This is a genomic window from Streptomyces flaveus, assembly GCF_014647675.1.
Lineage (GTDB): Bacteria > Actinomycetota > Actinomycetes > Streptomycetales > Streptomycetaceae > Streptomyces > Streptomyces flaveus.
The window spans coordinates 16121-39855 of record NZ_BMPQ01000025.1 but is presented as its reverse complement, the minus strand read 5'-3'; the positions used below and the strand labels follow the sequence as shown (position 1 = coordinate 39855).

Below are 23735 nucleotides of genomic sequence, written 5' to 3'. Positions count from 1 at the left end.
CATGGCACCGATGTTAGACGGGACCGGCCGTCCGGCCCAGCGAAAAAGTCGTGAGCGAGAAAGTCGTGATCACCGCCGCGTGGTCGGAGGGCCAGTCGTTGTCCTCGACGTCGGGCCAGGGGCGGGGATTGCCGGTGACGAGGGTCCGGGAGTCGAGCACGCGCAGCCCGTCACCCGCGTACAGGACGTAGTCGATCCGGTCCTGCGGCTCCGGGCGGCCGCTGCCGTCCTCGTGCTCGGTGTGCACCGGGGACCAGGTGACACCGGGTTCCTTGAGCGGGTCCGGGTGGGCCTCGCGGAAGGAGTCGCGCAGGCCCGCCTCCTCGGCGGCCTTGGTCACGGGCCACTCGGCGTCCGTGCGGTCCAGGTGGGAAGGGGCGTTGAAGTCGCCGACGAGGAGGACCGGTGTGGTGTCGCGGGCCGCGAGGTCCGGGGCCATCGTGTCCAGGATCTCCCTCAACTGGCCGAGCCGTCCCGCCTCGTGGGCCACGAGCTCGGGCGCGGCAAGTCCGTCGAAGGAGGCCTCGTACGGGCCGTACGGCGTGTAGTCGAGGTGGGCGCTCCACAGCACGGCCTCTTGCCGCTCGCCGAGCCGGATCCGTACTCCGGTCGCCCCGTAGAAGCCGGGGTCCGGGGCGCCCAGCCGGGCGACGATCGGATACCGGCTGATGACGCCGAGGTTCTCCCCCGCCTGATGGTGCTCCCAGCCGAGGGCGTCGGCGAGTTCGCGGGCGGAGGTGCCGTACGTCTCCTGGAGGCCGACCACGTCGACGCCCGCCTCCAGGATGACCTTGAGCTGCTTCTCGCGGTGGTGGGCGACCTTCGTGCCGCCGTACCAGAGGTTCCAGCTCATCACGCGCAGCTCGCGGGGCGTGATCATCTCGCGCAGCCGTGCGGGAGTCACGTCTTCCAGGCTCTCCAGGACCGTCCGCCCGGGCGCGGAGGCGATCGGCGCCAACGACGGCACCGCGAGGACCGCGCAGCCCGCCGCCTCGGCGGAGGAGACGCCGGTCTGGGTGTCCTCGACGGCCACACAGGTGGCGGGTTCGACGCCGAGGGCGCGGCAGGCGGCGAGGTACGGGTCGGGGTCGGGTTTGGTGCGCGGGGTGTCGTCGGCGGTGACGGTGACCGCGAACCGTCCGGCGCCCAGGGCCTCGACCACCAGGTCCGCGACCGCACGCGGGGACGCGGTCACCAGGGCGGCGGGCACGCCGTCCGCCGCCAGCGCGTCGAGGAGCCGGAGAGCGCCGGGCCGGGCCACGACACCCGAGCGCACCCGTACCGCGAACTCCCGGTGCAGGTCCGCGGCGACCTCGTCGAACGGGGCGCCCGTGGCCCGGCTCAGCACCTCGGCGGTGTGCTCGACGGGCCGCCCGAGCACATCCCCCTCGTCGGTCTCCGCGAGCGAACGGCCGAGTCCCGCCGCCACCTGCTCGACCGCCTCCCACCACAACCGCTCGGTGTCCACAAGGGTGCCGTCCATGTCGAACAGGACGGCCTGAAGCGGCTGTTGGGGAGTCCCGGGAGGGGGCTGGAGGGTGTGGGGGGACACGTGACTCTCTCTCATACGCGTTCGGCGACCAGGACCGGACGCTCCGGCAGGCTGAGGGTCACGGCGGAGCCCGCTCCCAGCGCGGCGGCCTCGTGGGTCGGCAGGTCGGCCTTCACCTCGGTGCCGTCGGCGAGCCGGACGGTGACGCGGGTGGCCGCACCGAGGAAGGCAGAGGAGACGACTCGGGCGTCACCGGCGTCCTCGGCCTTCACCCGCACCGCCTCGGGCCGTACGAGCACGTCCACCTCCGCCGCGGCGGGCGCTTCGCCGTCGACCGGCAGCCGCTGACCGAGCACCTCGACCGTCCCGCCGGCCACCTGCCCCGGAATGCGGCTCATCGTCCCGACGAACTCCGCGACGAAGGCCGTGGCGGGCCGCCCGTACAACTCCGCCGGAGCCGCGCACTGTTCGAGCTGTCCGGCCCGCATCACGGCGACCCGGTCCGCCATCGACAGGGCCTCCTCCTGATCGTGTGTCACGAACAGGGTGGTGATGCCGAGTTCCTGCTGGAGCCGGCGGATCTCCTCGCGCAGGTTGAGCCGTACCTTGGCGTCGAGCGCCGACAGCGGTTCGTCGAGGAGTAGCACGCGGGGGCGCAGAGCGAGCGCCCGGGCCAGCGCGACGCGCTGCTGCTGACCGCCGGAGAGCTGGTGGGGGAAGCTGCCGCCCTTGTCACCGAGACCGACGAGTTCGAGCAACTCGGCGGCCCGGGACCGCCGTTCGGCCGTACGCACCTTGCGCATCCGCAGACCGAAGGCCACGTTGTCGAGCGCGCTGAGGTGCGGGAAGAGGCTGTACGACTGGAAGACCATCCCGGCGTCGCGCCGGTGGGCCGGGACGCGCGTGACGTCCTCGCCGTCGACCAATACCTCGCCTGAGTCGGGGTGTTCGAACCCGGCGAGCATCCGCAGCGCGGTGGTCTTGCCGCAGCCGGACGGGCCGAGGAGGGCGAGGAGTTCGCCGGGACGTGCGGTCAGGTCGAGTCCGTCGAGGGCGACGGTGGGCCCGAACTCGCGGCGCAGGCCCCGGAATTCGACGGTGGCCGCCTCGGTGTCGGTGGCCTTCTCAAGCAGCGTGGTGACGGTCATGGTTCATCCCCGGGGAGCGGTACGGGAGCGCCCGCCGAACCCGGCGAGCGCGAGAAGGAGTGCCCAGGTGACCAGCAGGCTGAGCACGGACACGGCGACGGAGAGCTGGGCCTGCGATCCGCTGACGTTGACGATCCACACGGCGAACGGCTGGAAGCCGAGCAGCTGGGCGACGGTGAACTCGCCGAGCACCAGGGCCAGCGTGAGGAACGAGGCGTTGAGCAGCGCCCCGCGCAGGTTCGGCAGTACGGCGCGTACGAGCGCCTGCGGCCAGCCCGCGCCACAGCTGCGGGCTGCCTCGACGAGGGTGCGTACGTCCATCGCTCGCAGCCCGGCGTCCAGGGCCCGGTACACGAACGGCAGCGCCATCACGACATACGCGAGGACGAGCACGAACGGGAAGTCGGGGTTCTGGATCGCCGTGAACGTCTGGAACAGCGGGGTGCGCGAGAGGTGTTCGGGCCCCCACTTCAGGACCGTGCCGATCCCGGCGACGAACGCGATCGGCGGCACGACGAGCGGCAGCGAGCACACCACCTCGACGACCGGCCGCAGCTTCGGCGCCCCGAGCCGCAGCGCGACCATCGCGGGCACCATCAGCAGCAGGACGATCGCGATGGTCGCGGCGGCCAGCTCCAGCGAGAGCAGCAGACTGGAGACGAAGCCGTCGGTGCCGAAGATCTGGGTGTACGCGTCGAAGGTGACGCCCTCCCCCGGCACGTCGACCGTGAAGATCACGGACGCGGCCAGCGGCACCAGGAAGTAGAGCGCGGCGCCGGCGAGGACGAGCCCGCGCCAGGGACGTACGGGTACGGACCTGTTCGTGCTTCGAGCCGATGCGTTCGTGCTTCGAGCGGCTGTGTTCATGCTTCGAGCCATCGCGCGCTCCGTCGTTGCAGGGGCAGGTACACGGCCATCACCAGGCCCGCGACGAGGACCATGTCGAGACTGAGGGCGAGCGCCACGTTCTCCTGGCCGACCAGGACGTTGCCGGAGATGGCGTCGGCGATCTGCAGGGTGACCAACGGGATCGAACTTCCCACCATGGCCGCGGCGGTGGCGTACGCGGCGAAGGCGCTGCCGAAGAGCAGTACGAACCCGCCGAGCAGCGAGGGCGCGAGGACGGGCAGGGCGACGTGTCGCCAGTACTGGACGGCGGTGGCCCCGTTGTTCCGCGCGGCCTCGCGCCACTGAACGCGCAGGCCGTCGAGGGCGGGGGTGATGGTGAGGACCATCAGTGGGATCAGGAAGTACAGGTAGACGATCACCAGCCCCCAGAAGCTGTAGAGGTCCCAGCCCTTGTCGGTGAGGTCCAAGTACCGCGTCAGGACACCGGAGTTGCCGAGGGTGGCGACGAACGCGAAGGCCAGCGGGACGCCGCCGAAGTTGGCGAGGACGCCGGACGCGGTGAGTACGGCCTCGCGCAGCGCGCGGAAGCGGGAGGTCACCACGGCCTGGGCGAGCAGGAGTCCGAGGACGGCCGAGATGACCGCCGAGACTGCGGACAGCTTGACGCTGCCGAGCAGGGCGGTGAGGTACGCGCCCTTGAGCGAGGCCGTCAGGTTGGCCGTGGTGTACGAAGTCGCCCCGGTGGCCGGGTCCTTGACGGTGAACGCGCCGTTCAGCATGGCCAGGGCGGGGATCCCGAAGGCGAGCGCCACGAAGGCGAGCAGCGGGACGACGGCGAGCCAGCCGGGCGCGTGGCGCCGCCGCTTCGGAGAAGCGACCGGCGGCGCCACGTCGACTCGTGTGAGTGTCGCGGTCACTCGGAGACCGCCTTGCCCCAGCCCTGCCCGAGTACCTCCTTGGCCTTGCTCTGCTGCGCCTCCGTCGGGAACTCCGGAGTGCCGGAGACCTCGGGGAGCTTGGCCGCGGCCGTCTTGTCGAGCGTGCCGGCCTTCTCCATGGCGGTCATCAGGGCCGGGCGGGCGTACCCCTTGAGCCAGAGGTTCTGGCCCTCGGCGCTGTAGAGGTACTCCTGCCACAGGCGGGCGGCCGCCGGGTGCGGGGCGTCCTTGTTGACGGCCTGCGAGTAGTACTGGGAGAACTTGCCGTCCGACGGGACCGCGACCTGCCAGTCAAGACCCTTGGACTTGAACTCGTCGGCGTACCCGGCGTTGAGGTAGTCCCAGTCGATGCTGATCGGCGTCTCGCCCTTCTCGACCGTGGCGGGAGTCGACTCGACGGGCGTGTAGTTGCCGTTCTTCTTGAGCTCGGCGAAGAAGTCGAGGCCGGGCTGGATGTCGTCGAAGGAGCCGCCGCTCGCGAGGGAGGCCGCCCAGACGCCGCCGAAGGCCGAACCGGACTTGGTGGGATTGCCGTTGAGCGCGACCTGGCCCTTGTACTGCGGCTTGAGGAGGTCCTCGAAGGTGGTCGGGCACGTCTTCACGCGCTTGGCGTCGCAGCCGATGGAGATGTAGCCGCCGTAGTCGTTGTACCAGCGGCCTTGCGCGTCCTTCTGACCCTCGGGGATGTCGGCGAAGTCCGCGACCTTGTACGGCGCGAGGAGTCCCTGCTGGGCGGCGCTCAGCGCGAAGGAGCTGCCCAGGTCGAGCACGTCGGGGGCGCGGTCCTGGCCCTTGCGGGAGGTGACGGCGTTGATCTCGTCCTGGCTGCTGCCGTCGGGGTTCTCGACCTCGATCTTGATGCCGTACTTCTTCTCGAACCCGTCGATCAGCGCACCGTAGTTGGCCCAGTCGCGGGGCAGCGCGATCGCCTGCAGCGTGCCCTCCTTCTTGGCCGCCTTGACCAGCGCGTCCATGCCACCGAAGGCCTCGGCCGAGGTCGCGGTGGCGGCGCTCTTGCCGTCGGTGGTGGTGGACGCGTCGTCGGGGGCCGCGCCACAGGCACTCAGGGCGAGTGCGGCAGCGCCGACGAAGACGGCTGTTCTCGGCAGGGACACGGTCACGGTCTTCTCCAGGGATGCGCTCAGGGGTCACACGAGGCAGGGCTCACGCGAGGTAGGAGTCACGCGAGACTGAGAACTTGTCAGCGGAACTTGTCTGAACAAGTTGGCCTCAGTAGGCCCGCCGTTGATGTCCTGTTCGTAAACTCTGGAAAAACCATGGCCCTTGATTCTCCGGCCAGTCACCGGGCGCACGTGTCACCGCCGATCCTCGTCTAGGCTGGTCAAGGGGTACACACCTGCGCACAGAGGGGGAGCATGGCGGCACGACACGAGGAGATCGCCGAGGAGCTCAGGCGGGCGATCGACCGCGAGGAGTACACCGTGGGCAGTCGACTGCCCACCGAGACCGACCTCGCGGCCCGCTACGAAGTATCCCGCGGCACCGTCCGCCAGGCCGTCGCCGCGCTGACCTCCGAGGGGCTCATCGGTTCCCGGCAGGGCGCGCGTCGCGTGGTCCTCGCCAGCCGCCGCAGCCAGACCTTCGAGGAACTGCGCAGTTTCGCCCAGTGGGCGCGCGCGATGGGGCGCGAGGCGACGGGACACGTGGTGTCGTCGACGTACCGCCCGGCCACACCCGAAGACTCCGTACGCCTCCAACTGACTGCCGGCACCCAGGTGTTGCACGTCCTGCGCGTACGCGGCCTGGACGGTGAACCCGTACTCCTGGAACGCACGGTGTACGCCGACTGGATCTCCCCCGCCGTGGAACGCGTCGAGCCGGACTGCCCGTCGGTCACCCAGCGCCTCTACGAGGACACAGGCCTCGTCTTCGCCTACGGCGAGCACGTCATCGACGCGGTGGCGGCCGGCGCCCAGGACGCCGACCTCCTCGGCATCCGCCGCACGAGCCCCCTGCTCCGGGTCCGCCGAGTCACCACGACCCGCGAAGGCCGCCCGGTCGAATGGTCCGACGACCGCTATCGCTCGGACGCCGTGACGTTCAGCGTCCACAACTCGATAGCCAACAACGCACTGGCGAGGCGCGCTCCGTAAGGGCGCCCCTTCGAGGGGCGCGGGGCTGTTACATATGCGGCTCCGCCGCGATGGGGGTCCCCCCGCTCGAGTGAATTCGAGAGTGGGGGAGCGACAAGCCCCCACTGACCCGCACGCCGCACACCGGACCTCGCGCGAAACGCTTACGTAGGAGACCCCGAAGAGAACCGTCGCAACAACGGCGACAGCACCAGCACGGACTTGGTCCGCTCCACGAACGGCTCCTCCGCGATCCGCTCCAGCACCCGCTCGAAGTGCCGCATGTCAGAAGCGAAAACCTGCACAACAGCATCCGCCTCCCCGGTGACGGTGGACGCGGCCACAACCTCCTGATACCGCTCAAGACCGCGCTGGATGGTCTCGGGCGAAGTGTTCCGGCGGCAGTAGATCTCGACGAACCCCTCGGTCTCCCAGCCAAGCGCCGCCGGGTCCACCCGAACCGTGAACCCGGTGATGGCCCCGGTGGCCCGCAACCGGTCCACCCGCCGCTTCACCGCGGGCGCGGACAGCCCGACCTCCTGGCCGATGTCCGCGTAGGAGCGGCGGGCGTCCTCGGCGAGGGCGTGCACGATGCGTTCGTCGAGATCGTTCAGCACTGCGGGTGGTTCACTTTTCTGAGGCGGCGAGACGGGACCGGCGATAGCCGTAACTGAAGTAGAACACGAGCCCGACGGCCATCCGGACCCCGAAGACGACCCAGGTCACGGTGTTGAGACTGCCCATCATCCACACACAGAAGCCGAAGCCCAGCGCGGGCAGCACCGGCGACAACGGCACCCGGAACGCACACGGCATCTCGGGCCGCGTACGCCGCAGCACCACGACGGCCACATTGACGAGCGCGATGGCGATCACGGCACCGGCCGCGAGCAGCGTGCCCCTCGGCGCATGTTCGTTGCTCGGGGCTTTTCGGCCGTTGCGCAAGCCCTCGCCAGCAGCCGACGAAGGCCTCGTACGGCCTCCACTCGGAGCCCGTACGGCCTGCGCTCAGGATCCCTCCGGCTCCCCCGCGATCGCCCGCGCCTCGGCCACGTCGTCCTCGTCGAAGCCCATCTGTCCGGGCCGCCCGTGTGCCGCCGCCTGGTCGTCGATCCAACGGTTGTGCGCCTCCCAGGCGGCCTGCTTGCTGGTGCCCAGGGCGGCCCCGATCTGCGACCAGGAGGCGCCCGACTCGCGGGCCGCGCGGACGGTGAGCTGACGGCCGTACGCGGCCTTGCGGGCCACCACCTCGCTGAGCGCGAGCAGTTCGAGGAGCTCGGCGCGGTCGAGGGCTTCCTCGTCGCTTCCGGCCTCGGCCATAGACTCCCGGACCCGCAGCTCGTCGAGACGGGCCACGGCGGTCAGCAGCGTGTACTGGGGCTCGATGCTCTGTGGTGTCGTCATGCCCTCAGCCTCTCGTCAAGCCACCTTGACGTCAAGAGGGCCTGACGCCAACGGCCCCCGCTCTCCCGGCGACGGGACAACAGGGGCCGTACAGGTCTGCCGTACGTACAGAAGGAACCCGTGTCAACTCCAGCTGGCATGCAGCGGCTTGCCCTCCGCGTAGCCCGCGGCGCTCTGGATGCCGACGACGGCCTTCTCGGCGAACTCCTCCAGGGAGCCCGCGCCGGCGTAGGTGCAGGAGGAGCGGACGCCCGCGATGATCGAATCGATCAGGTCCTCGACGCCCGGCCGGGTCGGGTCGAGGAACATCCGGGAGGTCGAGATGCCCTCCTCGAACAGGCTCTTGCGGGCCCGGTCGTACGCCGACTCCTCCGACGTACGGTTGCGCACCGCGCGCGCGGACGCCATGCCGAACGACTCCTTGTAGGGGCGGCCGTTGGCGTCGTGCTGGAGGTCGCCCGGCGACTCGTACGTACCGGCGAACCAGGAGCCGACCATGACGTTCGACGCGCCCGCGGCCAGTGCCATGGCGACGTCGCGCGGGTGGCGGACGCCGCCGTCGGCCCACACGTGCTTGCCGTACTTCTTCGCCTCGGCGGCGCATTCCAGGACGGCCGAGAACTGCGGGCGGCCGACCCCGGTCATCATGCGGGTGGTGCACATGGCGCCGGGGCCCACGCCCACCTTGATGATGTCGGCGCCGGCCTCGATCAGATCCCGTACGCCCTCGGCGGCGACGATGTTGCCCGCGACGATCGGTACCTGCGGGTCGAGGGCGCGGACGGCCTTGACCGCGGCGATCATCGACTCCTGGTGGCCGTGCGCGGTGTCCACGACGAGTGTGTCGATGCCCGCGGCGAGGAGCTGCTTGGCCTTGCCCGCGACATCGCCGTTGATGCCGAGGGCGGCGGCGATGCGCAGCTTGCCGTTGGCGTCGGTGGCCGGCGTGTAGAGCGTGGCGCGCAGGGCACCCTTGCGGGTCAGGATGCCGGCGAGCTTGCCGTCCCTGTCGACGGCGGGCGCGTAGCGGCGGTTGGCGCCGTCGAGCTTGTTGAACGCGTCGCGCGGGTCGATGTCCGCGTCGAGCAGCAGCAGGTCCCGGGACATGACCTCGGACAGCTGCGTGAAGCGGTCGACCCCGCCCAGGTCGGCGTCGGTGACCACACCGACCGGCCTGCCGGCCTCGTCCACCACGACGCCGGCGTTGTGCGCCCGCTTCGGCAGCAGCGCCAGCGCGTCGGCGACGGTCTGGTGCGGGTCCAGCACGATCGGGGTGTCCAGGACGAGGTGACGGCCCTTGACCCAGGAGACGACCTCGGTGACCACGTCGATCGGGATGTCCTGCGGAATGACGACGAGCCCACCGCGACGGGCCACGGTCTCGGTCATCCGGCGGCCCGCGATCGCCGTCATGTTGGCGACCACCAGCGGAATCGTGGTGCCGGTGCCGTCCGGCGACGACAGATCGACGTCCTGCCGCGAGCCGACCGCGGAACGGTTCGGCACCATGAAGACGTCGTCGTACGTCAGGTCGTATGCGGGCTGGATGTCATTGAGGAAACGCACGTGCTGCACATCCCAGTCGATCAGAAGTGGCCCCCGAGCAGATCAGCGCGAGGGAAGAGCACGTACCTCATTGTCCCATGACGGTGGTTGCGGCCTGCCCGGGCCGATCATCCAGGCTGGTCAGAGGGCCTCTGGTGGGATCCTCCCAACACGAGCAGCACCGAAAGCCCCGTCAGCCGGTCCGCGGCCTCCGCGAACACATCCTGCGCGATCTCCCACTCCTCCGGCCGCGCCTTGGCGTATGTACGCCAGCCCGTGACGACGATCAGCAAGCCGCGCTCGGCGGCGCCCGTGGGCCAGACGGAGCGGTCGGTGAGGCTGTCGGCCAGCGCGTCCCAGTTGCGGCCGAACCAGTCGGGCAGCTCCAGGGCGCGTACGCAGCGCTCCATGAAGCCCGCCTTGTCCGCGACCCCGGCGAGGTCCAGCGTGACCACGAGGCGGTCCGCCACGTCGTCCGTCATCTCGGTACCGCCCTGCTTCGAAGGACTCGTCACTCGTCAAGACTCGTAAGGGGAAACTCGTACGGGGTCGTACGGGGAAAGAGAGCGGCCCGTCAGCGGTCGAGCGCTGACGGGCCGCTGACGGATCAGGGCCCGTCGGGGTCGGCCCGGTTCAGGGCCGGACGCGGCGCGGGCCCCGTCGTCATCAGGTAGTCCGCGGCCGATGTGTCGGTCACCAGGCTGGTGACCAGGCCGGAGCGGAGCACCGCGTCGATGGCGGCCGCCTTGCGCTGCCCGCCCGCGATCGCGACGACTTCGGGGATACGCCGCAGCCGGTCGGCCTCGACCGTGATGCAGCGCTCCCCCAGGTCCCGGCCCACGCGACGGCCCTGGGCGTCGAAGAGGTGCGCGGACATCTCGGCGGCGACACCGAGCGAGGCGTAGTGCGAGCGCTCCTCGTCGGTGAGCATGTCGTGCACCGTGGAGATGCCCGCCTCCCAGGAACCGATCGACACACAGGCGACCGTCACCTTGTCGAAGTACTCGAAGGCACGGGCGATCCCCGTCTGGTTGCGCAGCGCGGCGGCGGTGGCCACGTCCGGCAGCAGCATCGGCGCGTAGATGGGGTGGGCGTCGCCGCCCGAGACCTGGGCGGCCCGGCGCACGGCCTCGACCGAGCCGCGCTCGGCCGTCCCGGCGTCGTACACACCCGTCAACTGCACCACCGTGCACGGCGGCAGCCGGTCGAGGGCCGCCGCCATGTGGATGGTGGATCGTCCCCATGCGAGGCCGAGCACATCACCCTCGGTGACCAGCTCGCCGAGCAGGTCGGCGGCCACTTCGCCGAGGTTCTCCGGGTCGGGCGACTCCTCGGCGTCGGCCGGGGACTCCACCACGACGGCGTGCCTGAGTCCGTAGCGGGCACGCAGCGCGTCGGAGCGCTCCGCGTCCAACTCGGCGGGGACACGGATCTCGATCCTCACCAGATCCCGTTCGAGAGCGGTCTCCAGGACCCGGGCCACCTTGAAGCGGCTGACGCCGAACTCCTCGGCGATCTGGATCTTGGACTTGCCCTCAAGGTAGAAGCGGCGGGCCATGGCCGCCGCCTGCACCAGCTCAGCGGGTCCCATCCGCATGGCTGACCGGCCCGCCGACATACCCGACACGGCGATCTCCTCACTGCTGTTCACACTCTGGATTCGCCGTTCATCCTCGCAGATCCGGCGTCCTTGATCAGCCCTGATGGGCGGCGTTCACGTTCCCTTGGCCTGGCGGTGGCTCAGTGGCCGCACGCCCAGGCCGCACGGGCCATCACCGCCTCCGCCTGGCTGCGCAATGCACGTACCGCCTCTGCCGGGTCCGAAGCGCCGTACACCGCCGAACCCGCCACGAAGACGTCGGCTCCGGCCTCGGCGCAGCGTTCGATCGTCTCGGCCGAGACTCCGCCGTCGACCTGGAGCCAGAGCTCGAGGCCGTGCTTGGAGATCAACTCGCGGGTCCGGCGGATCTTCGGGAGCATGATGTCGAGGAAGGCCTGGCCTCCGAAGCCCGGCTCGACGGTCATGATCAGCAGCATGTCGAGTTCGGCGAGGAGATCCTCGTACGGCTCGATCGGCGTCGCCGGCTTGAGGGCCATGGAGGCGCGGGCGCCCTTGGCCCGGATCTCGCGGGCGAGCCGCACCGGAGCGGCGGCAGCCTCCACATGAAAGGTGACGGAACCGGCACCCGCTTCTACGTACTGGGGCGCCCAGCGATCGGCGTCCTCGATCATCAGATGGCAGTCCAGCGGCGTGTCCGTAGCGCGCGCCAGGGACTCTACGACCGGCACACCGAGCGTGAGGTTCGGGACGAAATGGTTGTCCATCACATCCACATGGAGCCAGTCGGCCCCCTCGACCGCCTTGGCCTCCTCGGCGAGGCGAGCGAAGTCGGCGGACAAAATGCTGGGGTTGATCTGCACGGCCATGCTCTAAGCCTGCCATGCCCTCGAGGGGTTGTTCGCCTCGGTCCGGATCTAGTCCCTTCTGCGCATGCGGCATCCCATGACGGCGTGCCATTCTGGGCCGCCCACGGGCTCCACGTACGGCTACGGGGGTGGCCATGACGGACGTACCAGACCGGCCGAAGCGAGGCATCGCGCACCTGGTCTGCGGGCCGCGGGCCAAGTGGCTGGTGGTGGCGCTGTGGGTAGTGGTGCTGCTCCTCGCGGCGCCGTTCGCGCAGAAACTCACCGACGCCCAGGACAATGACGCGGCGTCCTGGCTGCCAGGATCCGCGGAGTCGACCCAAGTCCTGGAGGCTTCCGAGGACTTCAGGCCGGAGCAGATCCCCGCGATCGTCGTGTATGCCCGGGAGAGCGGCCTCACGGCACAGGACCGGGCGCAGATCTCCGAGGACGTACGCCAACTCAAGGCGCTGCGCGACCACGGCATCCGCGGGGCGGAGACGCGGGGCCCGACGTTCGACCGGGACGCCGATCCGCGGGCGGCCCAGGTCTTCGTGCCGATCACGATGGACGAGAAGGGCTGGGAGCGGATCGCGCCCGCGGTCGACTCGATCCGTGCGGACGTCGGCGAGGGCGGCGACGGCCTTGCCGTGCACATCACGGGCCCGGGCGGTACGTCCGCGGACTTCTCCGAGGCCTTCGAGGGCATCGACTCGACGCTGCTGTTCTCGGCGATGGTCGTCGTCATCGTGATGCTGCTGCTCACCTATCGCAGCCCGACGCTGCTCCTCGTTCCGCTGCTCGGGGTGATCGTCGCGCTGTTCACCTCGCAGGCGCTGATCTACTTCCTGGCGGAGAACGCGGGTCTGACCGTCAACGGCCAGAGCGCGGGCATCCTCACGGTCCTGGTGTTCGGCGCCGGGACTGACTACGCCCTGCTCCTGGTCGCCCGCTACCGGGAGGAGCTGCGTCGCCACGAGGACCGCCACGAGGCCATGGCGCTGGCCCTGCACCGGGCGGGTCCGGCGGTGATCGCGTCCGGCGCCACGGTCGTCCTGAGCATGCTGGTCCTGCTCGCCGCCGAGATGAACTCGACGAGGGGCCTCGGCCCGGTCGCCGCCATCGGCGTCGCGGTGGCGCTGCTCGCGATGCTGACCCTGTTCCCCGCCCTGCTCGTGATCTTCGGCCGCTGGATCTTCTGGCCGGTGATCCCGCACTTCGGCGCGCCCGACCCGGCCGAACGCGGCCTCTGGGCCCGCATGGGCCGCCGTATCGCCCGCCGTCCACGCATGATCTGGGGCGTCACGGCGGCGGCACTCGCGCTGCTGTCGCTCGGCCTGCTCCAGATGCGGGCGGAGGGGCTCAGCAACGCCGACGCCTTCACCGACAAACCCGACTCGATCGTCGGCCAGGAGGTGTCCGCGCGCTACTTCCCCGCGGGCAGCGGCGATCCGCTGGTGGTCATCAGCAACCAGGCGCAGGCCGAAGAGGTGGGCCAGGCGGTCGCGGGTACATCCGGTGTCGTACCGGAGTCTCTGGGCCTGCCACCGGGCGCGAAGCCGGAGTTCGAGGGCAGGGTCCTCTTCGAGGCCACGATGACCGCGCCCGCGGACAGCGAGGCCGCGAAGGAGACGGTGGAGCGGGTACGGGACGCCGTGCACGCAGTGCCCGACGCGGACGCGCAGGTGGGCGGCGGTACGGCGGCTCTGCTGGACATGGACAGGGCGACGACCCACGACAACATCCTGATCATCCCGCTGGTGCTCGTGGTAGTGCTGCTGATCCTCGGTGCGCTGTTGCGCGCCCTGATCGCGCCGCTCCTGCTGATCGGCACGGTGGTGCTGTCGTTCGCCGCCGCGCTGGGGATCAGTGCGCTCGCGTTCCGGTACCTCTTCGACTACGCGGGCGAGGCGACGGACTTCCCGCTCTTCGTCTTCGTGTTCCTGGTGGCGCTGGGTATCGACTACAACATCTTCCTGACGACCCGCATCCGCGAGGAGGCGGCCCGGCAGGGCACCCGCCCCGGCGTGGTGACGGGCCTGGCCGCGACCGGCGCCGTCATCACCTCGGCGGGCCTGGTCCTGGCAGGCACCTTCGCCGCCCTCGGCACGCTCCCCATGGTGGCCTTCGCGGAGATCGGCTTCGCCGTGGCCCTCGGCGTCCTCCTCGACACGTTCATCGTCCGCTCGATCCTGGTCACGTCCCTGTTCCTGGACGTCGGCCCGAAGGTGTGGTGGCCGCACCGACTGGCCCGGGAGGACAGCGGGGCGCCCCCGCCGACGGCGGTCGAGGGCACCACCCCGGAACCGGCGTCGCGGCCGGGCAGCCCGTCGGAGTAGAGCCCTTCCTGTCGGGCCCCCTCCTGTTCCTGTCGGCCCTATGGCTTGACCGCGATACGGCCCTCATCCATACGGAGCAGGAGGAGCCGGGCACCGGTCTTCTCCAGGAATTCGTCCACCGCGCATTTCGACCCTTGCCACCAGCCGTAGTCGTCGATGAGGAGAACGCCGCCACTGACCAACCGCGGGTAGAGATACTCGAGTTCATGGCGCGTCGACGCGTACCAGTCGGTGTCGAGCCGCAGGACCGAAATCCGCCCGGGGGCCGCTGCGGGAATGGTGTCCTCCACAAGCCCCTGGACGAAATGCACGCGATCCGTGGGGTACGGAATCCTTTCGAAGCCCTCTTTGACGTCCTCCAGCGTGGCGACCGCCCAGATGGGGCGGCTCCTGTCCTGTCTGGCGAGCAGATCCCCGGCGAATTCACCGTCCCGGCGAAGGTCCTTGTCGGTCGGCGCCGGCATGCCCTCGAACGTATCGAAGAGGTACAGGTGCCGCCCGGTGTCATGCATGCCGAGCAGGGTGCGGGCGGCCGCCTGCATACTGCCGCCCCGCCACACTCCGCACTCGACGATGTCGCCGGCGATGTTGTGCCGACTGACGTAACGGGTGGCCAGAATCAGGGCATTGAGCCGTTCGGGCGAGGTCATCGTGTAGGGAGAAACGGCCCGGATGATGTCCTTGGCCGTGTCGTCGTAGTCGGCGGGGAGTTTGGGGCCGGGAGCCACCTCCGACCTTTGCGGGGAAGTCCGTGAGGAATTCCCCGCGGAAGGCCGCGGGGTCATCGATTCGGACGTCGGTGAGGACTTCACGGGCCTCGGACGGCGGATTTCGTAGCCGGTGAGCCGTCTCAGGGTCGCGTTGACATTCTTACGCCACGTCATAAAGGCAACGTACGTCCCGAACCAGAAACCGGCAGCTTCACCAGCGCCACGGCATCAGCGCCACGGCATTTCGTCAGCCGGTGCGGCGGATCAGCGCCAGATACATCGCGTCCGTCCCGTGCAGATGCGGCCACAGCTGTACGTCGGGACCGTCACCCAGTGCCGGTACGCCGGGCAACTGCGGCCGAGCGTCGAGCAGTTCGGCGGAGCCGTCGTACTGCTTGAGGGCGTCGTCGACGACCGCGCGGGTCTCGGCGAGGTGCGGCGAACAGGTGACGTAAGCGACGACCCCGCCGACGCGTACCGACGCGAGCGCCGTGCGCAGCAGCCCTCGCTGGAGCGGCGCGAAGTCGTCCAGGTCGTCGGGGCGGCGCCGCCAGCGGGCCTCGGGGCGGCGGCGCAGGGCGCCGAGTCCCGTGCACGGCACGTCCATCAGGACCCGGTCGAAGGAGCCGGGCCGCCACGGCGGACGCGTACCGTCGGCGGCGATGACCTGGTACGGCCCCGGGTTCCCGGCGAGCGCCCTGGCCACGAGCCCGGCACGGTGCGGCTGCTTCTCGGCGGCGAGCAGTACGGCCCCGCGCTCGGCGGCGAGCCCGGCGAGCAGCGCCGCCTTGCCGCCCGGCCCTGCGCAGCCGTCGAGCCACGCCTTGTCGGGCCCGTCGAGGGGCGTGTTGGCAAGGGCGAGCGCCACGAGTTGGCTGCCCTCATCCTGGACGCCGGCCCGGCCCTCCCGTACGGCTTCGATGGCGCCCGGTTCGCCGCCCTCGGAGAGCCGCACGGCGTACGGCGACCAGCGCCCGGGCAACGCGGCCTCGTCATCGAGTGCGTCGCGAAGTTCCCCGGCCGTGGCGCGTCCGGGCCGGGCGACGAGGGTCACCTCGGGCCGCTCGTTGTCGGCAGCGAGGAGGTCCTCGATCCCGTCGCGCCCGCCTCCGAGGGAGTCCCACAACGCGGAGACGATCCACCGAGGGTGCGAGTGCACGACGGCGAGATGGTCCTCGGGGTCGTCGTCGTACGGCGGTGCCACCCGCTCCAGCCACCCGTCGAGGTCGTGCTGCGCGACCTTCCGCAGAACGGCGTTGACGAACTTGGCCCGCCCGTCACCGAGTACGACCCTGGCGAGCTCGACGGAGGCGGACACGGCGGCGTGGCTGGGAATGCGCGTACCGAGCAACTGATGTACACCGAGGCTCAGCACATCGAGCACGGGAGGGTCGACCTCACTGAGCGGCCGGTCCACACAGGCCGCGATGACAGCGTCGTACGTCCCCTGCCGACGCAGCGTCCCGTACACCAACTCCGTTGCCAGCGCCGCGTCCCGCCCGTCGAAGTCCCCCTTCTCCCGCGCCTTCCGCAGCAGCGGTGGCAGGACGAGATTGGCGTACGCGTCCCGCTCGTCCACGGCCCGCAAGGCCTCGAAGGCGAGCATCCGCACGGGGTCCTTCTTCGGACGACGGTGAGGCTTCCCCTGCGGGCGACGACGACGGTCCTGCTCGTTCACGTAAAAGGTGCTCCGGATCTTGGAAGGGTTACTCGTCCAGCGTACGTCGCCCCCTCCTGGGCCCCTTCTAGACCCCGACCCGCTCGTCGGAGGCGATCCGTGCCCCGCGTGCCCAGTCCGCCGCGCGCATCGGCTTCTTGCCCTGGGCCTGGACCCACAGGAGTTCGACGGCGTGCGAGCCGGTGCCGACGTACACGTTGTTCTTGGCGACGGACAGTTCGCCCGGGGCGAGGTCCGTGCGCTCGGGCACGAGCGCGACCTGGATGAGCTTGAGCCGCTCGCCGCGGAAGACGGTCCAGGCACCGGGCGCCGGGGTGCATCCCCGCACCACCCGGTCGACGCGCAACGCGGGCGCGGACCAGCCGATCTCCGCATCCTCGACAGTGAGCTTCGGGGCGATCGTGACGCCCTCCGCCGGCTGCGGTACGGCCTTGAGCGTGCCGTCCGCGATCCCGTCCATCGTCGCGACGAGCAGCCCGGCACCCGCGAAGGCGAGCCGCGTCAGCAGATCCCCGCTGGTGTCGGTGGGCCGCACCTCTTCGGTGACGGTCCCGTACACGGGCCCGGAGTCGAGCCCCTCCTCGATCAGGAACGTGGACGCACCCGTGATCTCGTCCCCCGCCATCACCGCGTGCTGCACGGGCGCCGCCCCGCGCCAGGCGGGCAGCAGCGAGAAGTGCAGGTTGACCCAGCCGTGGGCGGGGATGTCGAGCGCGACCCGGGGCAGCAGCGCCCCGTACGCGACGACGGGGCAGCAGTCGGGCCCGATCTCCCGCAGCCGCTCGAGGAACTCCGGGTCTCGCGGCTTCACGGGCTTCAGCACCTCGATCCCGGCTTCCTCGGCCCGCTCGGCGACCGGACTCGCGACCAGCCTCCGCCCGCGCCCGGCCGGTGCGTCGGGCCGGGTGACGACGGCGGCCACCTCATGCCGCCCGGAGGCGATCAGGGCGTCCAGAGCGGGAACGGCGACCTCGGGTGTACCGGCGAAGACGAGCTTCATGGGGTGGTTCGGGCCTCTCGGGCGAGGGTTGGACGCGGGCAACGCACAAGTCTATGGCGGCAGGACGCGAAAGATCCCACGACCGCGGCGGGAATGCCGCCGACGACAGCAAGGGCTATGCGGCCGTCGAACACATCAGATGGATGCGACGAGCCGGGCGAGCGGCGGGGGCGCCTGCCCGGCCGGCAACGCGTCCACGAGCAGCCGCGCGTATCGGACCTTGTGACCGCTGCGTCCCCCGAAGAACCGGCGCAACTGCGCCGTTATCGGCCGCTCTCGCTGTGCCGGCTGGCGTTGGAGGATCCGGAACGAGGCGAGCTGGCCCTGAGCCTCGATGACGTCGAGCACGGCATCGGCCCCGAGGCAGCGGATGAGTTCGTCCTCCAGGTCGGCGTGACAGACGTGGAACCCGAGTTCGTCCAGCGAACCGGACCCGATACCCGCCCGGGCGAGCGCGGTGGCGACGCCGCCCGACTCTCCCGCGTCACACAGGCCGAGCAACCGGTGGCCTGCGCCGCCCGGTCCGTAGCGGTCGAGGAAGTGGACGATGCTGGTCGCGCCTCCCATCGGCACGACCGTCACCCGCTGGGCTGTCAGATCATGGCCAACACGACCGGCCAGCGTCTCGACCGCCACCCGGTCACTCTCGCCCTCGACCAGCACCGTCGTCGCCCGCATGGATCCAGTATCGCGAACGCCGGTCATCGGGGGCTCAGCACACAGAACTCATGGCCATCAGGATCGGCCATCACCACCCAGGGAACGTCGCCCTGGCCGATGTCGACGCGAGTCGCCCCGAGGGAGATGAGACGGTCGACCTCCGCCTGCTGATCACCGCCGGCCGTTGGGGCGAGGTCGAAATGCAGCCGCTCCTTCCCCGTCTTCGGCATCAGCGGCGGACCGCCCCATGTGACCTTCGGGCCTCCGTGCGGAGAGCGGATCGCGGTCTCCTGGTCCTGGTCCCAGACCAATGGCCAGCCCAGCGCCCGGCTCCAGAAGTACCCGACGTCCTGCGAACCGTCGCACGCGAGCGCTCCGATGAATCCGCAGTCGGCGAGGAAGTTGTTGCCCGGCTCGCTGACGCAGAACTCATTGCCCTCGGGGTCGGCGAGCACCACATGCCCCTCTTCCGGGCGTTGACCGATGTCGATGTGCCGGGCGCCCAGCTCGAGCGCCCTCGCCACCGTCTTCTGCTGGTCATCAAGGGATGTGCTCGTCAGATCGAAGTGCAGCTGGTTCTGGCCGGTCTTCTTCGCCCGGCTCGGAAGAAAACGCATCCGGAACCCGGTGTCATCGCTTGGCAGGAGCATGATGCCCTCGGAGAAGTCATCGGACATCTCCCAGCCCAGGAAGTCAGCCCAGAAGCGCGCGAGACGGGGCGGGTCGTTCGCATCGAAGCAGAGCGCGTGAAGGTGAGAAGTCATCCCTGACGCTAGAACGCTCGGGAACTGCCACGCAACGCAATTTAGACCGACCGGCAATTGGAGGGCGGCAGGTCACAGGACCCTCGCCGACGCCGAGCCGACAGCGCACCCCACCCCCAGGAGCGCACGCAAATGCCCACACGCCCCCACACCGTGACCAGCGGAGCGCACACGCGTTGGTCAAGAAAGAGTTGACCACAACGGGCCGCACCAGCGGCCCGATCCTTTTCAACGCCGGTTCGAGAGGCTTGTTCATGGCCGACCACGCAACCCACGACGCCCAGGCTCGGGCCAGCCTGCACTTGCTGGTGCGGGACATCGAGCGGGTCCGCCGGCAGGTGGACGCACTGCGCACGCTCACCGCCCAGTTGGGCAACGTCTACCGCCCGCGCCGCTCCGGCCCGTCCACAGGCTTCGTCGTCTACGGACGCGCCCCCGCCCCGACCGTCCGCCTCGCCCAGGAGCTGCGGGACAGTGTCGAGACCCTGGTCACGGCCGCCGTGGACTTCGATCGCTCACTGGGTTTCTCGTGGGACGCGGTGGGCTCCGCACTCGGAGTCACCAAACAGGCGGTGCACCGCCGTTACGGCGCACGCCGGGCCGCCGCCCAGGCCGCCGCCGAGGCCGAGCGCGCGACGGAACCATCGGGCTCCCGCGCGGTGCCCGGGGGCGTCGGCATGCCCACGGTCCCCGCGGCCCGCTCCATGCCCCTGCCCACTCAGCCGACCGCCGGCAGCCCCGCCCTACGCGACGAGGCGAGGCCAAACGCCTTCCCCGGCCCACGAAATGGCTGAGCCCTGGCGGCTGATAGCCGGTTGACGCCCCCACCGTCTGCCTCCCGACGACCGTCGGGAGGCAGACGCGCGTAGGCAGATGGACGCATGTCGGCGTGCAAAGGCCCATCGGCGGGCGAAGGCGCGTCCACAGCTACATGCACGGGCAGGCGGAAGCGGAGGCGGCATCGGATCCCTCGCCGCCCGCTCACCCGATGTCCGGCGGATCAATCCGAACCCGTACGACGTCATTCCCCCCTTGAGCCATCCGAGCCGCCTGCGCGAACTTCAGCGCGGAAGCCAGCGCCGCCCCGCTGCCCGGCGGCACCCGGATCAACGCCCGCTCCCAGCGCTCCCCGACCGGCGGCGCCCCCGTACGCCGAGGTCGCCCCGCCTCCGTGACGGGCAATGGCACCGGCCCCAACACCTCGGCGTCGCCGGGCAGTTCGACCGCGGCCAGGAACCCGGCGAGTGCCTCCGGCGTTCCGGACACGGCAGCCATCCGCGACACGGGCGGGAACCCCAACTCGACCCGCTCGGACAGCTCACGGACCGCATGCCCGACGGGATCCCAGCGCACCAGCGCCTGCACGGGCCGCAGCGTCGGCTCGGCGACGACCACCACTTTTCCGCCGGCCTCCTGCGCTCGTACCAGCGAAGCCGCCCCGATCCACCGCCGCAGAGCGTCCTCACCCGCCCGCAGATCGGGCCGCCCCAGCATCGCCCAGCCGTCGAGCAGCAGCGCCGCCGCGTAACCACCCTCGGCGACGGGCTCCGCTCCCGGCGTGCTCACAACGAGCGCGGGCGCCCCCGGCACCGTGTCCAGCACCTGCTCACGCCCCGAGGTCCGCACAGGCACGGCGGGAAACGCGCGCCCCAGCTCCTCGGCGGTCCGCCGCGCCCCCACGACCTGCGCCCGCAACCGGAACCCACCACATTCGGGACAGTGCCAGGCCTCCTCACCGCGTCCGCACCACCCACATCTCAGGCCCCCGGCGTCCTGCCCCTCCAAGGGCCCGGCGCAGTGCCGGCACCGCGCGGGCGCCCTGCACTGCGCACACGCCATCCGGGGTACGTAGCCACGCCGGGGCACCTGCACCAGTACGGGGCCGATCCGCAGCCCTTCCCGTACGACCTGCCAGGCGAGCGTGGGCAGCCGCGCCGCCCTGGCCGCCTCGTCCCGCGCGAGGTCCCCGTCACTCACGGTCCGTACGAGGGGAGCCGTCGCCCGCACCTGCTCGCGCTCGGCGACGAGCGGTGCCGCCCAGCCGCTCTCGACGAGCTGCGCGGCCTCAACGGTGCAGCTCCAACTCCCCAGCAGAAAAGCGCACTTGTCGTGGGCGGCCCGCAGCAGCAGCACTTCCCGGGCATGCGGCTGCGGCGCGCGCGGCTCGCTGTGGCTGTCGTCCCCGTCGTCCCAGATGACCACGAGCCCCAGATCCCGTACGGGCGCGAACATGGCGGCCCGGGTCCCCACCACAGCCCGTACGGACCCCCGCCGCACCGCGAGCCACTGCCGATACCGCTTCTCGGGCCCGGCCTCGGCCGTCAGCACCGCATGCCGCCCCTCCCCCAGCAGCGAGGTCAACGCGGCATCCAGCCGGGCGACGGCCCGCCCATCCGGCACGACGACCAGCGCGCCGCGCCCCGAAGCGAGCGTCGCCCCGACGGCCCGCGCGAGTTCGTCGGCCCACTCGGGCCCGGGCAGCGCGTTCCACACGGCTCGCGGTGCTCCGCCCGTCGCGAGCGAGCGTACGAAGGCCTCCCCGCGCCCGTACCGCGCCCATGACCCGACGTCAGGCGTCTCGGGCAACGGCAGCGGTGCCGGCGACGGCTTGCTTTCCGCCCGCGCGTTCCGCGGCGGCACGGCCAGTTGCAGCACATCGGCCAGACTTCCCGCATACCGATCGGCCACGGCCCGCGCGAGCCCCAGCAGCTCCTCACTCAACACGGGCTCGGGCGAGACGACTTGGGCCAGCGCGGCAAGGGGCCCGGAGTAATCGGACTCGGCAAGCCGCTCGATGAGAAACCCGTCGGTCAGCCCCCCACCCTCACGCCGCCCTTCCCGCACCCGATGCCGCCCGGCCCCGAACCGCACCCGCACCCGCACCCCGGGCTGGGCCTCGGCGTCCAGCTCCTCCGGAACGGCATAGTCGAAGTACCGGTCAAGATGCAGCACGCCCTTGTCGACGAGCACACGAGCAACGGGCAACTCTTTGGCGACCGCGGCCCCTCGCCAGGTTCGCGGCTTGGCCCGCGGCGCCTTGGCCTTCCGCACACTCTCCCGAATAAGCGCAAGCTGCTCGGGCGGCACACCCCCCGCCCCGTCGCCCTGCCCGTTCTCGCTGCTCACACCAGCATTGGTACCAGACGGCACTGACAGCGGGCCGAGCCGGTCTGACGCACCGAGGCCCGGTGCCCCTCAGGGACACCGGGCCTCGGAAAGAGCCGGAAAACTACGGCAGGAGCCGGGAACTACAGCCCAGCCGCCCTCCGCAGCGCCTCCACGCGGTCCGTCTTCTCCCACGTGAAGTCGTCCAGCGCACGCCCGAAGTGGCCGTACGCCGCGGTCTGGGCGTAGATCGGGCGCAGCAGGTCGAGGTCACGGATGATCGCGGCGGGGCGGAGGTCGAAGACCTCGCTGATCGCCTTTTCGATCTTCTCGGCGTCGATCTTGGCGGTGCCGAAGGTCTCGACGAAGAGGCCGACGGGCTCGGCCTTGCCGATGGCGTAGGCGACCTGGACCTCGCAGCGGGTGGCGAGGCCTGCGGCGACGACGTTCTTGGCGACCCAGCGCATCGCGTACGCCGCCGAGCGGTCCACCTTGGACGGGTCCTTGCCGGAGAAGGCGCCGCCGCCGTGGCGGGCCATGCCGCCGTACGTGTCGATGATGATCTTGCGGCCGGTGAGGCCGGCGTCGCCCATCGGGCCGCCGATCTCGAAGCGGCCGGTGGGGTTCACCAGCAGGCGATAGCCCTCGGTCTCCAGCTTGATGCCGTCGTCGAGGAGGGCCTTGAGCTCCGGCTCGACCACGAACTCGCGGATGTCGGGGGCCAGGAGCGAGTCCAGGTCGATGTCCTGGGCGTGCTGCGAGGAGACGACCACGGTGTCGAGGCGGACGGCCTTGTCGCCGTCGTACTCGATGGTGACCTGCGTCTTGCCGTCGGGGCGCAGGTAGGGGATCGTCCCGTTCTTGCGGACTTCCGAGAGCCGCTTGGACAGTCGGTGCGCCAGGTGGATCGGCAGCGGCATCAACTCGGGCGTCTCGTCGGTCGCGTAACCGAACATCAGGCCCTGGTCACCCGCGCCCTGCTTGTCCAGCTCGTCCTCGTCGCCCTCGACACGCGTCTCGTACGCCGTGTCGACGCCCTGCGCGATGTCCGGGGACTGCGCGCCGATCGACACCGACACGCCGCAGGAGGCGCCGTCGAAGCCCTTCTTCGAGGAGTCGTAACCGATCTCGAGGATCTTGTCGCGCACCAGCTGCGCGATCGGCGCGTACGCCTTGGTCGTGACCTCGCCAGCCACGTGCACGAGGCCGGTCGTGATCAGCGTCTCGACGGCGACCCGGGACTTCGGGTCCTCGCGCAGAAGCGCGTCGAGAATGGTGTCGCTGATCTGGTCAGCGATCTTGTCGGGGTGACCCTCGGTCACAGACTCCGAGGTGAACAGACGACGGGACACAACGCTCCCTGGGGTTGCAGCGGCTGCTGGCTGATCATTTGGTGGACGGATCGGGGGCTGCGCCCGCTGTCGTCCGGGGGTCAGTTTATCGGTCACGCTGGACCGCGGGTCCACCCCGTCTCGCGACTCGGAAGACCTGTGACCTGCGGCACGGGCATTCTGCCCAACGACGCCAGGTCTCCGCCAGGCTCCCAGGCCCGAATTCGCCGGTTTTGGAAGCCCGATGGACCACTTTCGACGGAACGAATCAGG

The 23735-nt window shown here is 70.6% G+C and carries 21 protein-coding genes and 1 pseudogene; 3 read left to right on the top strand and 19 right to left on the bottom strand.

The features are described 5' to 3' along the window. Positions 1-13: 13 nt before the first annotated feature. From IEZ21_RS34690 to IEZ21_RS34670, 5 genes are read right to left on the bottom strand one after another with little or no spacing between them, the layout of a single operon-like run. A complete protein-coding gene (locus IEZ21_RS34690) occupies positions 14-1552 on the bottom strand; it encodes an HAD-IA family hydrolase (protein WP_281399642.1) in 1539 nt (512 codons plus the stop codon). 11 nt (positions 1553-1563) lie between these two features. Then, positions 1564-2640: an ABC transporter ATP-binding protein gene (locus tag IEZ21_RS34685; RefSeq protein WP_189325786.1), complete on the bottom strand. Its 1077-nt coding sequence runs from the start codon at positions 2638-2640 to the stop codon at positions 1564-1566. A 3-nt stretch (positions 2641-2643) separates the two neighbouring features. Next, positions 2644-3507 carry an ABC transporter permease gene (locus IEZ21_RS34680; RefSeq protein ID WP_246568447.1) on the bottom strand — a complete coding sequence of 288 codons (864 nt, stop codon included), beginning with the start codon at positions 3505-3507 and terminating at the stop codon, positions 2644-2646. Next, on the bottom strand, positions 3504-4406 hold the full coding sequence (locus tag IEZ21_RS34675) for an ABC transporter permease (protein ID WP_033321816.1): 903 nt from the start codon (positions 4404-4406) through the stop codon (positions 3504-3506). The genes IEZ21_RS34680 and IEZ21_RS34675 overlap by 4 nt, the downstream gene beginning before the upstream one ends. Next, complete coding sequence (locus IEZ21_RS34670; protein WP_189325785.1) at positions 4403-5548, bottom strand: ABC transporter substrate-binding protein; 1146 nt, start codon at positions 5546-5548, stop codon at positions 4403-4405. The genes IEZ21_RS34675 and IEZ21_RS34670 overlap by 4 nt, the downstream gene beginning before the upstream one ends. Positions 5549-5803: 255 nt before the next feature. On the opposite strand from IEZ21_RS34670, the gene IEZ21_RS34665 reads away from it, so the two are divergent. Next, the gene (locus IEZ21_RS34665; RefSeq protein WP_189325784.1) at positions 5804-6541 is read left to right on the top strand and encodes a GntR family transcriptional regulator; all 738 of its coding nucleotides are present in this window, start codon (positions 5804-5806) and stop codon (positions 6539-6541) included. A gap of 143 nt (positions 6542-6684) precedes the next feature. Here IEZ21_RS34665 and IEZ21_RS34660 read toward each other — a convergent pair whose 3' ends face one another. From IEZ21_RS34660 to rpe, 7 genes and pseudogenes are all read right to left on the bottom strand, one after another. After that, positions 6685-7137, bottom strand: coding sequence for an Lrp/AsnC family transcriptional regulator (locus tag IEZ21_RS34660; protein WP_033321813.1), 453 nt, complete (start codon positions 7135-7137; stop codon positions 6685-6687). 10 nt (positions 7138-7147) lie between these two features. Next, a pseudogene (locus IEZ21_RS34655) lies at positions 7148-7393 on the bottom strand (amino acid permease C-terminal domain-containing protein); the annotation flags it as partial. A 135-nt stretch (positions 7394-7528) separates the two neighbouring features. Then, complete coding sequence (locus tag IEZ21_RS34650) at positions 7529-7924, bottom strand: hypothetical protein (protein WP_189325783.1); 396 nt, start codon at positions 7922-7924, stop codon at positions 7529-7531. A 123-nt stretch (positions 7925-8047) separates the two neighbouring features. Next, entirely contained in the window at positions 8048-9490 is a 1443-nt protein-coding gene (locus tag IEZ21_RS34645) for a GuaB1 family IMP dehydrogenase-related protein (RefSeq protein WP_189325782.1), read from the bottom strand. A 107-nt stretch (positions 9491-9597) separates the two neighbouring features. Then, positions 9598-9951, bottom strand: a complete 354-nt coding sequence (locus IEZ21_RS34640) for a barstar family protein (RefSeq protein ID WP_189325854.1) — start codon at positions 9949-9951, stop codon at positions 9598-9600. Positions 9952-10076: 125 nt separating this feature from the next. Beyond that, positions 10077-11120 (bottom strand): sugar-binding transcriptional regulator, encoded by a 1044-nt coding sequence (locus tag IEZ21_RS34635; protein ID WP_189325781.1) that lies wholly within the window; start codon positions 11118-11120, stop codon positions 10077-10079. Positions 11121-11209: 89 nt separating this feature from the next. Beyond that, on the bottom strand, positions 11210-11896 hold the full coding sequence (gene rpe, locus IEZ21_RS34630) for a ribulose-phosphate 3-epimerase (protein ID WP_033321808.1): 687 nt from the start codon (positions 11894-11896) through the stop codon (positions 11210-11212). 134 nt (positions 11897-12030) lie between these two features. On the opposite strand from rpe, the gene IEZ21_RS34625 reads away from it, so the two are divergent. After that, a complete protein-coding gene (locus IEZ21_RS34625; RefSeq protein ID WP_189325780.1) occupies positions 12031-14214 on the top strand; it encodes an MMPL family transporter in 2184 nt (727 codons plus the stop codon). A 38-nt stretch (positions 14215-14252) separates the two neighbouring features. Here IEZ21_RS34625 and IEZ21_RS34620 read toward each other — a convergent pair whose 3' ends face one another. From IEZ21_RS34620 to IEZ21_RS34600, 5 genes are all read right to left on the bottom strand, one after another. Continuing rightward, positions 14253-14942, bottom strand: coding sequence for a TylF/MycF/NovP-related O-methyltransferase (locus IEZ21_RS34620; protein ID WP_373302346.1), 690 nt, complete (start codon positions 14940-14942; stop codon positions 14253-14255). Positions 14943-15171: 229 nt separating this feature from the next. Then, entirely contained in the window at positions 15172-16602 is a 1431-nt protein-coding gene (locus IEZ21_RS34615; protein WP_189325778.1) for an RsmB/NOP family class I SAM-dependent RNA methyltransferase, read from the bottom strand. Positions 16603-16669: 67 nt separating this feature from the next. Next, entirely contained in the window at positions 16670-17602 is a 933-nt protein-coding gene (gene fmt, locus IEZ21_RS34610) for a methionyl-tRNA formyltransferase (RefSeq protein ID WP_189325777.1), read from the bottom strand. 135 nt (positions 17603-17737) lie between these two features. After that, the gene (locus IEZ21_RS34605) at positions 17738-18280 is read right to left on the bottom strand and encodes a TOPRIM nucleotidyl transferase/hydrolase domain-containing protein (RefSeq protein ID WP_189325776.1); all 543 of its coding nucleotides are present in this window, start codon (positions 18278-18280) and stop codon (positions 17738-17740) included. Between the two features lie 23 nt (positions 18281-18303). Beyond that, the gene (locus tag IEZ21_RS34600) at positions 18304-19026 is read right to left on the bottom strand and encodes a VOC family protein (protein WP_189325775.1); all 723 of its coding nucleotides are present in this window, start codon (positions 19024-19026) and stop codon (positions 18304-18306) included. A 254-nt stretch (positions 19027-19280) separates the two neighbouring features. Here IEZ21_RS34600 and IEZ21_RS34595 point away from each other — a divergent pair, with 254 nt between their 5' ends. Continuing rightward, on the top strand, positions 19281-19820 hold the full coding sequence (locus IEZ21_RS34595; RefSeq protein WP_189325774.1) for a hypothetical protein: 540 nt from the start codon (positions 19281-19283) through the stop codon (positions 19818-19820). 187 nt (positions 19821-20007) lie between these two features. Here IEZ21_RS34595 and IEZ21_RS34590 read toward each other — a convergent pair whose 3' ends face one another. Further along, the gene (locus tag IEZ21_RS34590) at positions 20008-22152 is read right to left on the bottom strand and encodes a primosomal protein N' (RefSeq protein WP_189325773.1); all 2145 of its coding nucleotides are present in this window, start codon (positions 22150-22152) and stop codon (positions 20008-20010) included. A 122-nt stretch (positions 22153-22274) separates the two neighbouring features. Then, positions 22275-23483, bottom strand: a complete 1209-nt coding sequence (gene metK / locus IEZ21_RS34585; RefSeq protein ID WP_033321802.1) for a methionine adenosyltransferase — start codon at positions 23481-23483, stop codon at positions 22275-22277. Between the last annotated feature and the right edge of the window lie 252 nt (positions 23484-23735).

Excerpts from the sequence above, each read along its gene's own strand:
- IEZ21_RS34685 (WP_189325786.1), bottom strand. The coding sequence starts at position 2,640 with ATGACCGTCACCACGCTGCTTGAGAAGGCCACCGACACCGAGGCGGCC.
- IEZ21_RS34680 (WP_246568447.1), bottom strand. The coding sequence starts at position 3,507 with ATGAACACAGCCGCTCGAAGCACGAACGCATCGGCTCGAAGCACGAAC.
- IEZ21_RS34665 (WP_189325784.1), top strand. The coding sequence starts at position 5,804 with ATGGCGGCACGACACGAGGAGATCGCCGAGGAGCTCAGGCGGGCGATC.
- IEZ21_RS34650 (WP_189325783.1), bottom strand. The coding sequence starts at position 7,924 with ATGACGACACCACAGAGCATCGAGCCCCAGTACACGCTGCTGACCGCC.
- IEZ21_RS34640 (WP_189325854.1), bottom strand. The coding sequence starts at position 9,951 with ATGACGGACGACGTGGCGGACCGCCTCGTGGTCACGCTGGACCTCGCC.
- rpe (WP_033321808.1), bottom strand. The coding sequence starts at position 11,896 with ATGGCCGTGCAGATCAACCCCAGCATTTTGTCCGCCGACTTCGCTCGC.
- IEZ21_RS34625 (WP_189325780.1), top strand. The coding sequence starts at position 12,031 with ATGACGGACGTACCAGACCGGCCGAAGCGAGGCATCGCGCACCTGGTC.
- fmt (WP_189325777.1), bottom strand. The coding sequence starts at position 17,602 with ATGAAGCTCGTCTTCGCCGGTACACCCGAGGTCGCCGTTCCCGCTCTG.
- IEZ21_RS34605 (WP_189325776.1), bottom strand. The coding sequence starts at position 18,280 with ATGCGGGCGACGACGGTGCTGGTCGAGGGCGAGAGTGACCGGGTGGCG.
- IEZ21_RS34600 (WP_189325775.1), bottom strand. The coding sequence starts at position 19,026 with ATGACTTCTCACCTTCACGCGCTCTGCTTCGATGCGAACGACCCGCCC.
- IEZ21_RS34595 (WP_189325774.1), top strand. The coding sequence starts at position 19,281 with ATGGCCGACCACGCAACCCACGACGCCCAGGCTCGGGCCAGCCTGCAC.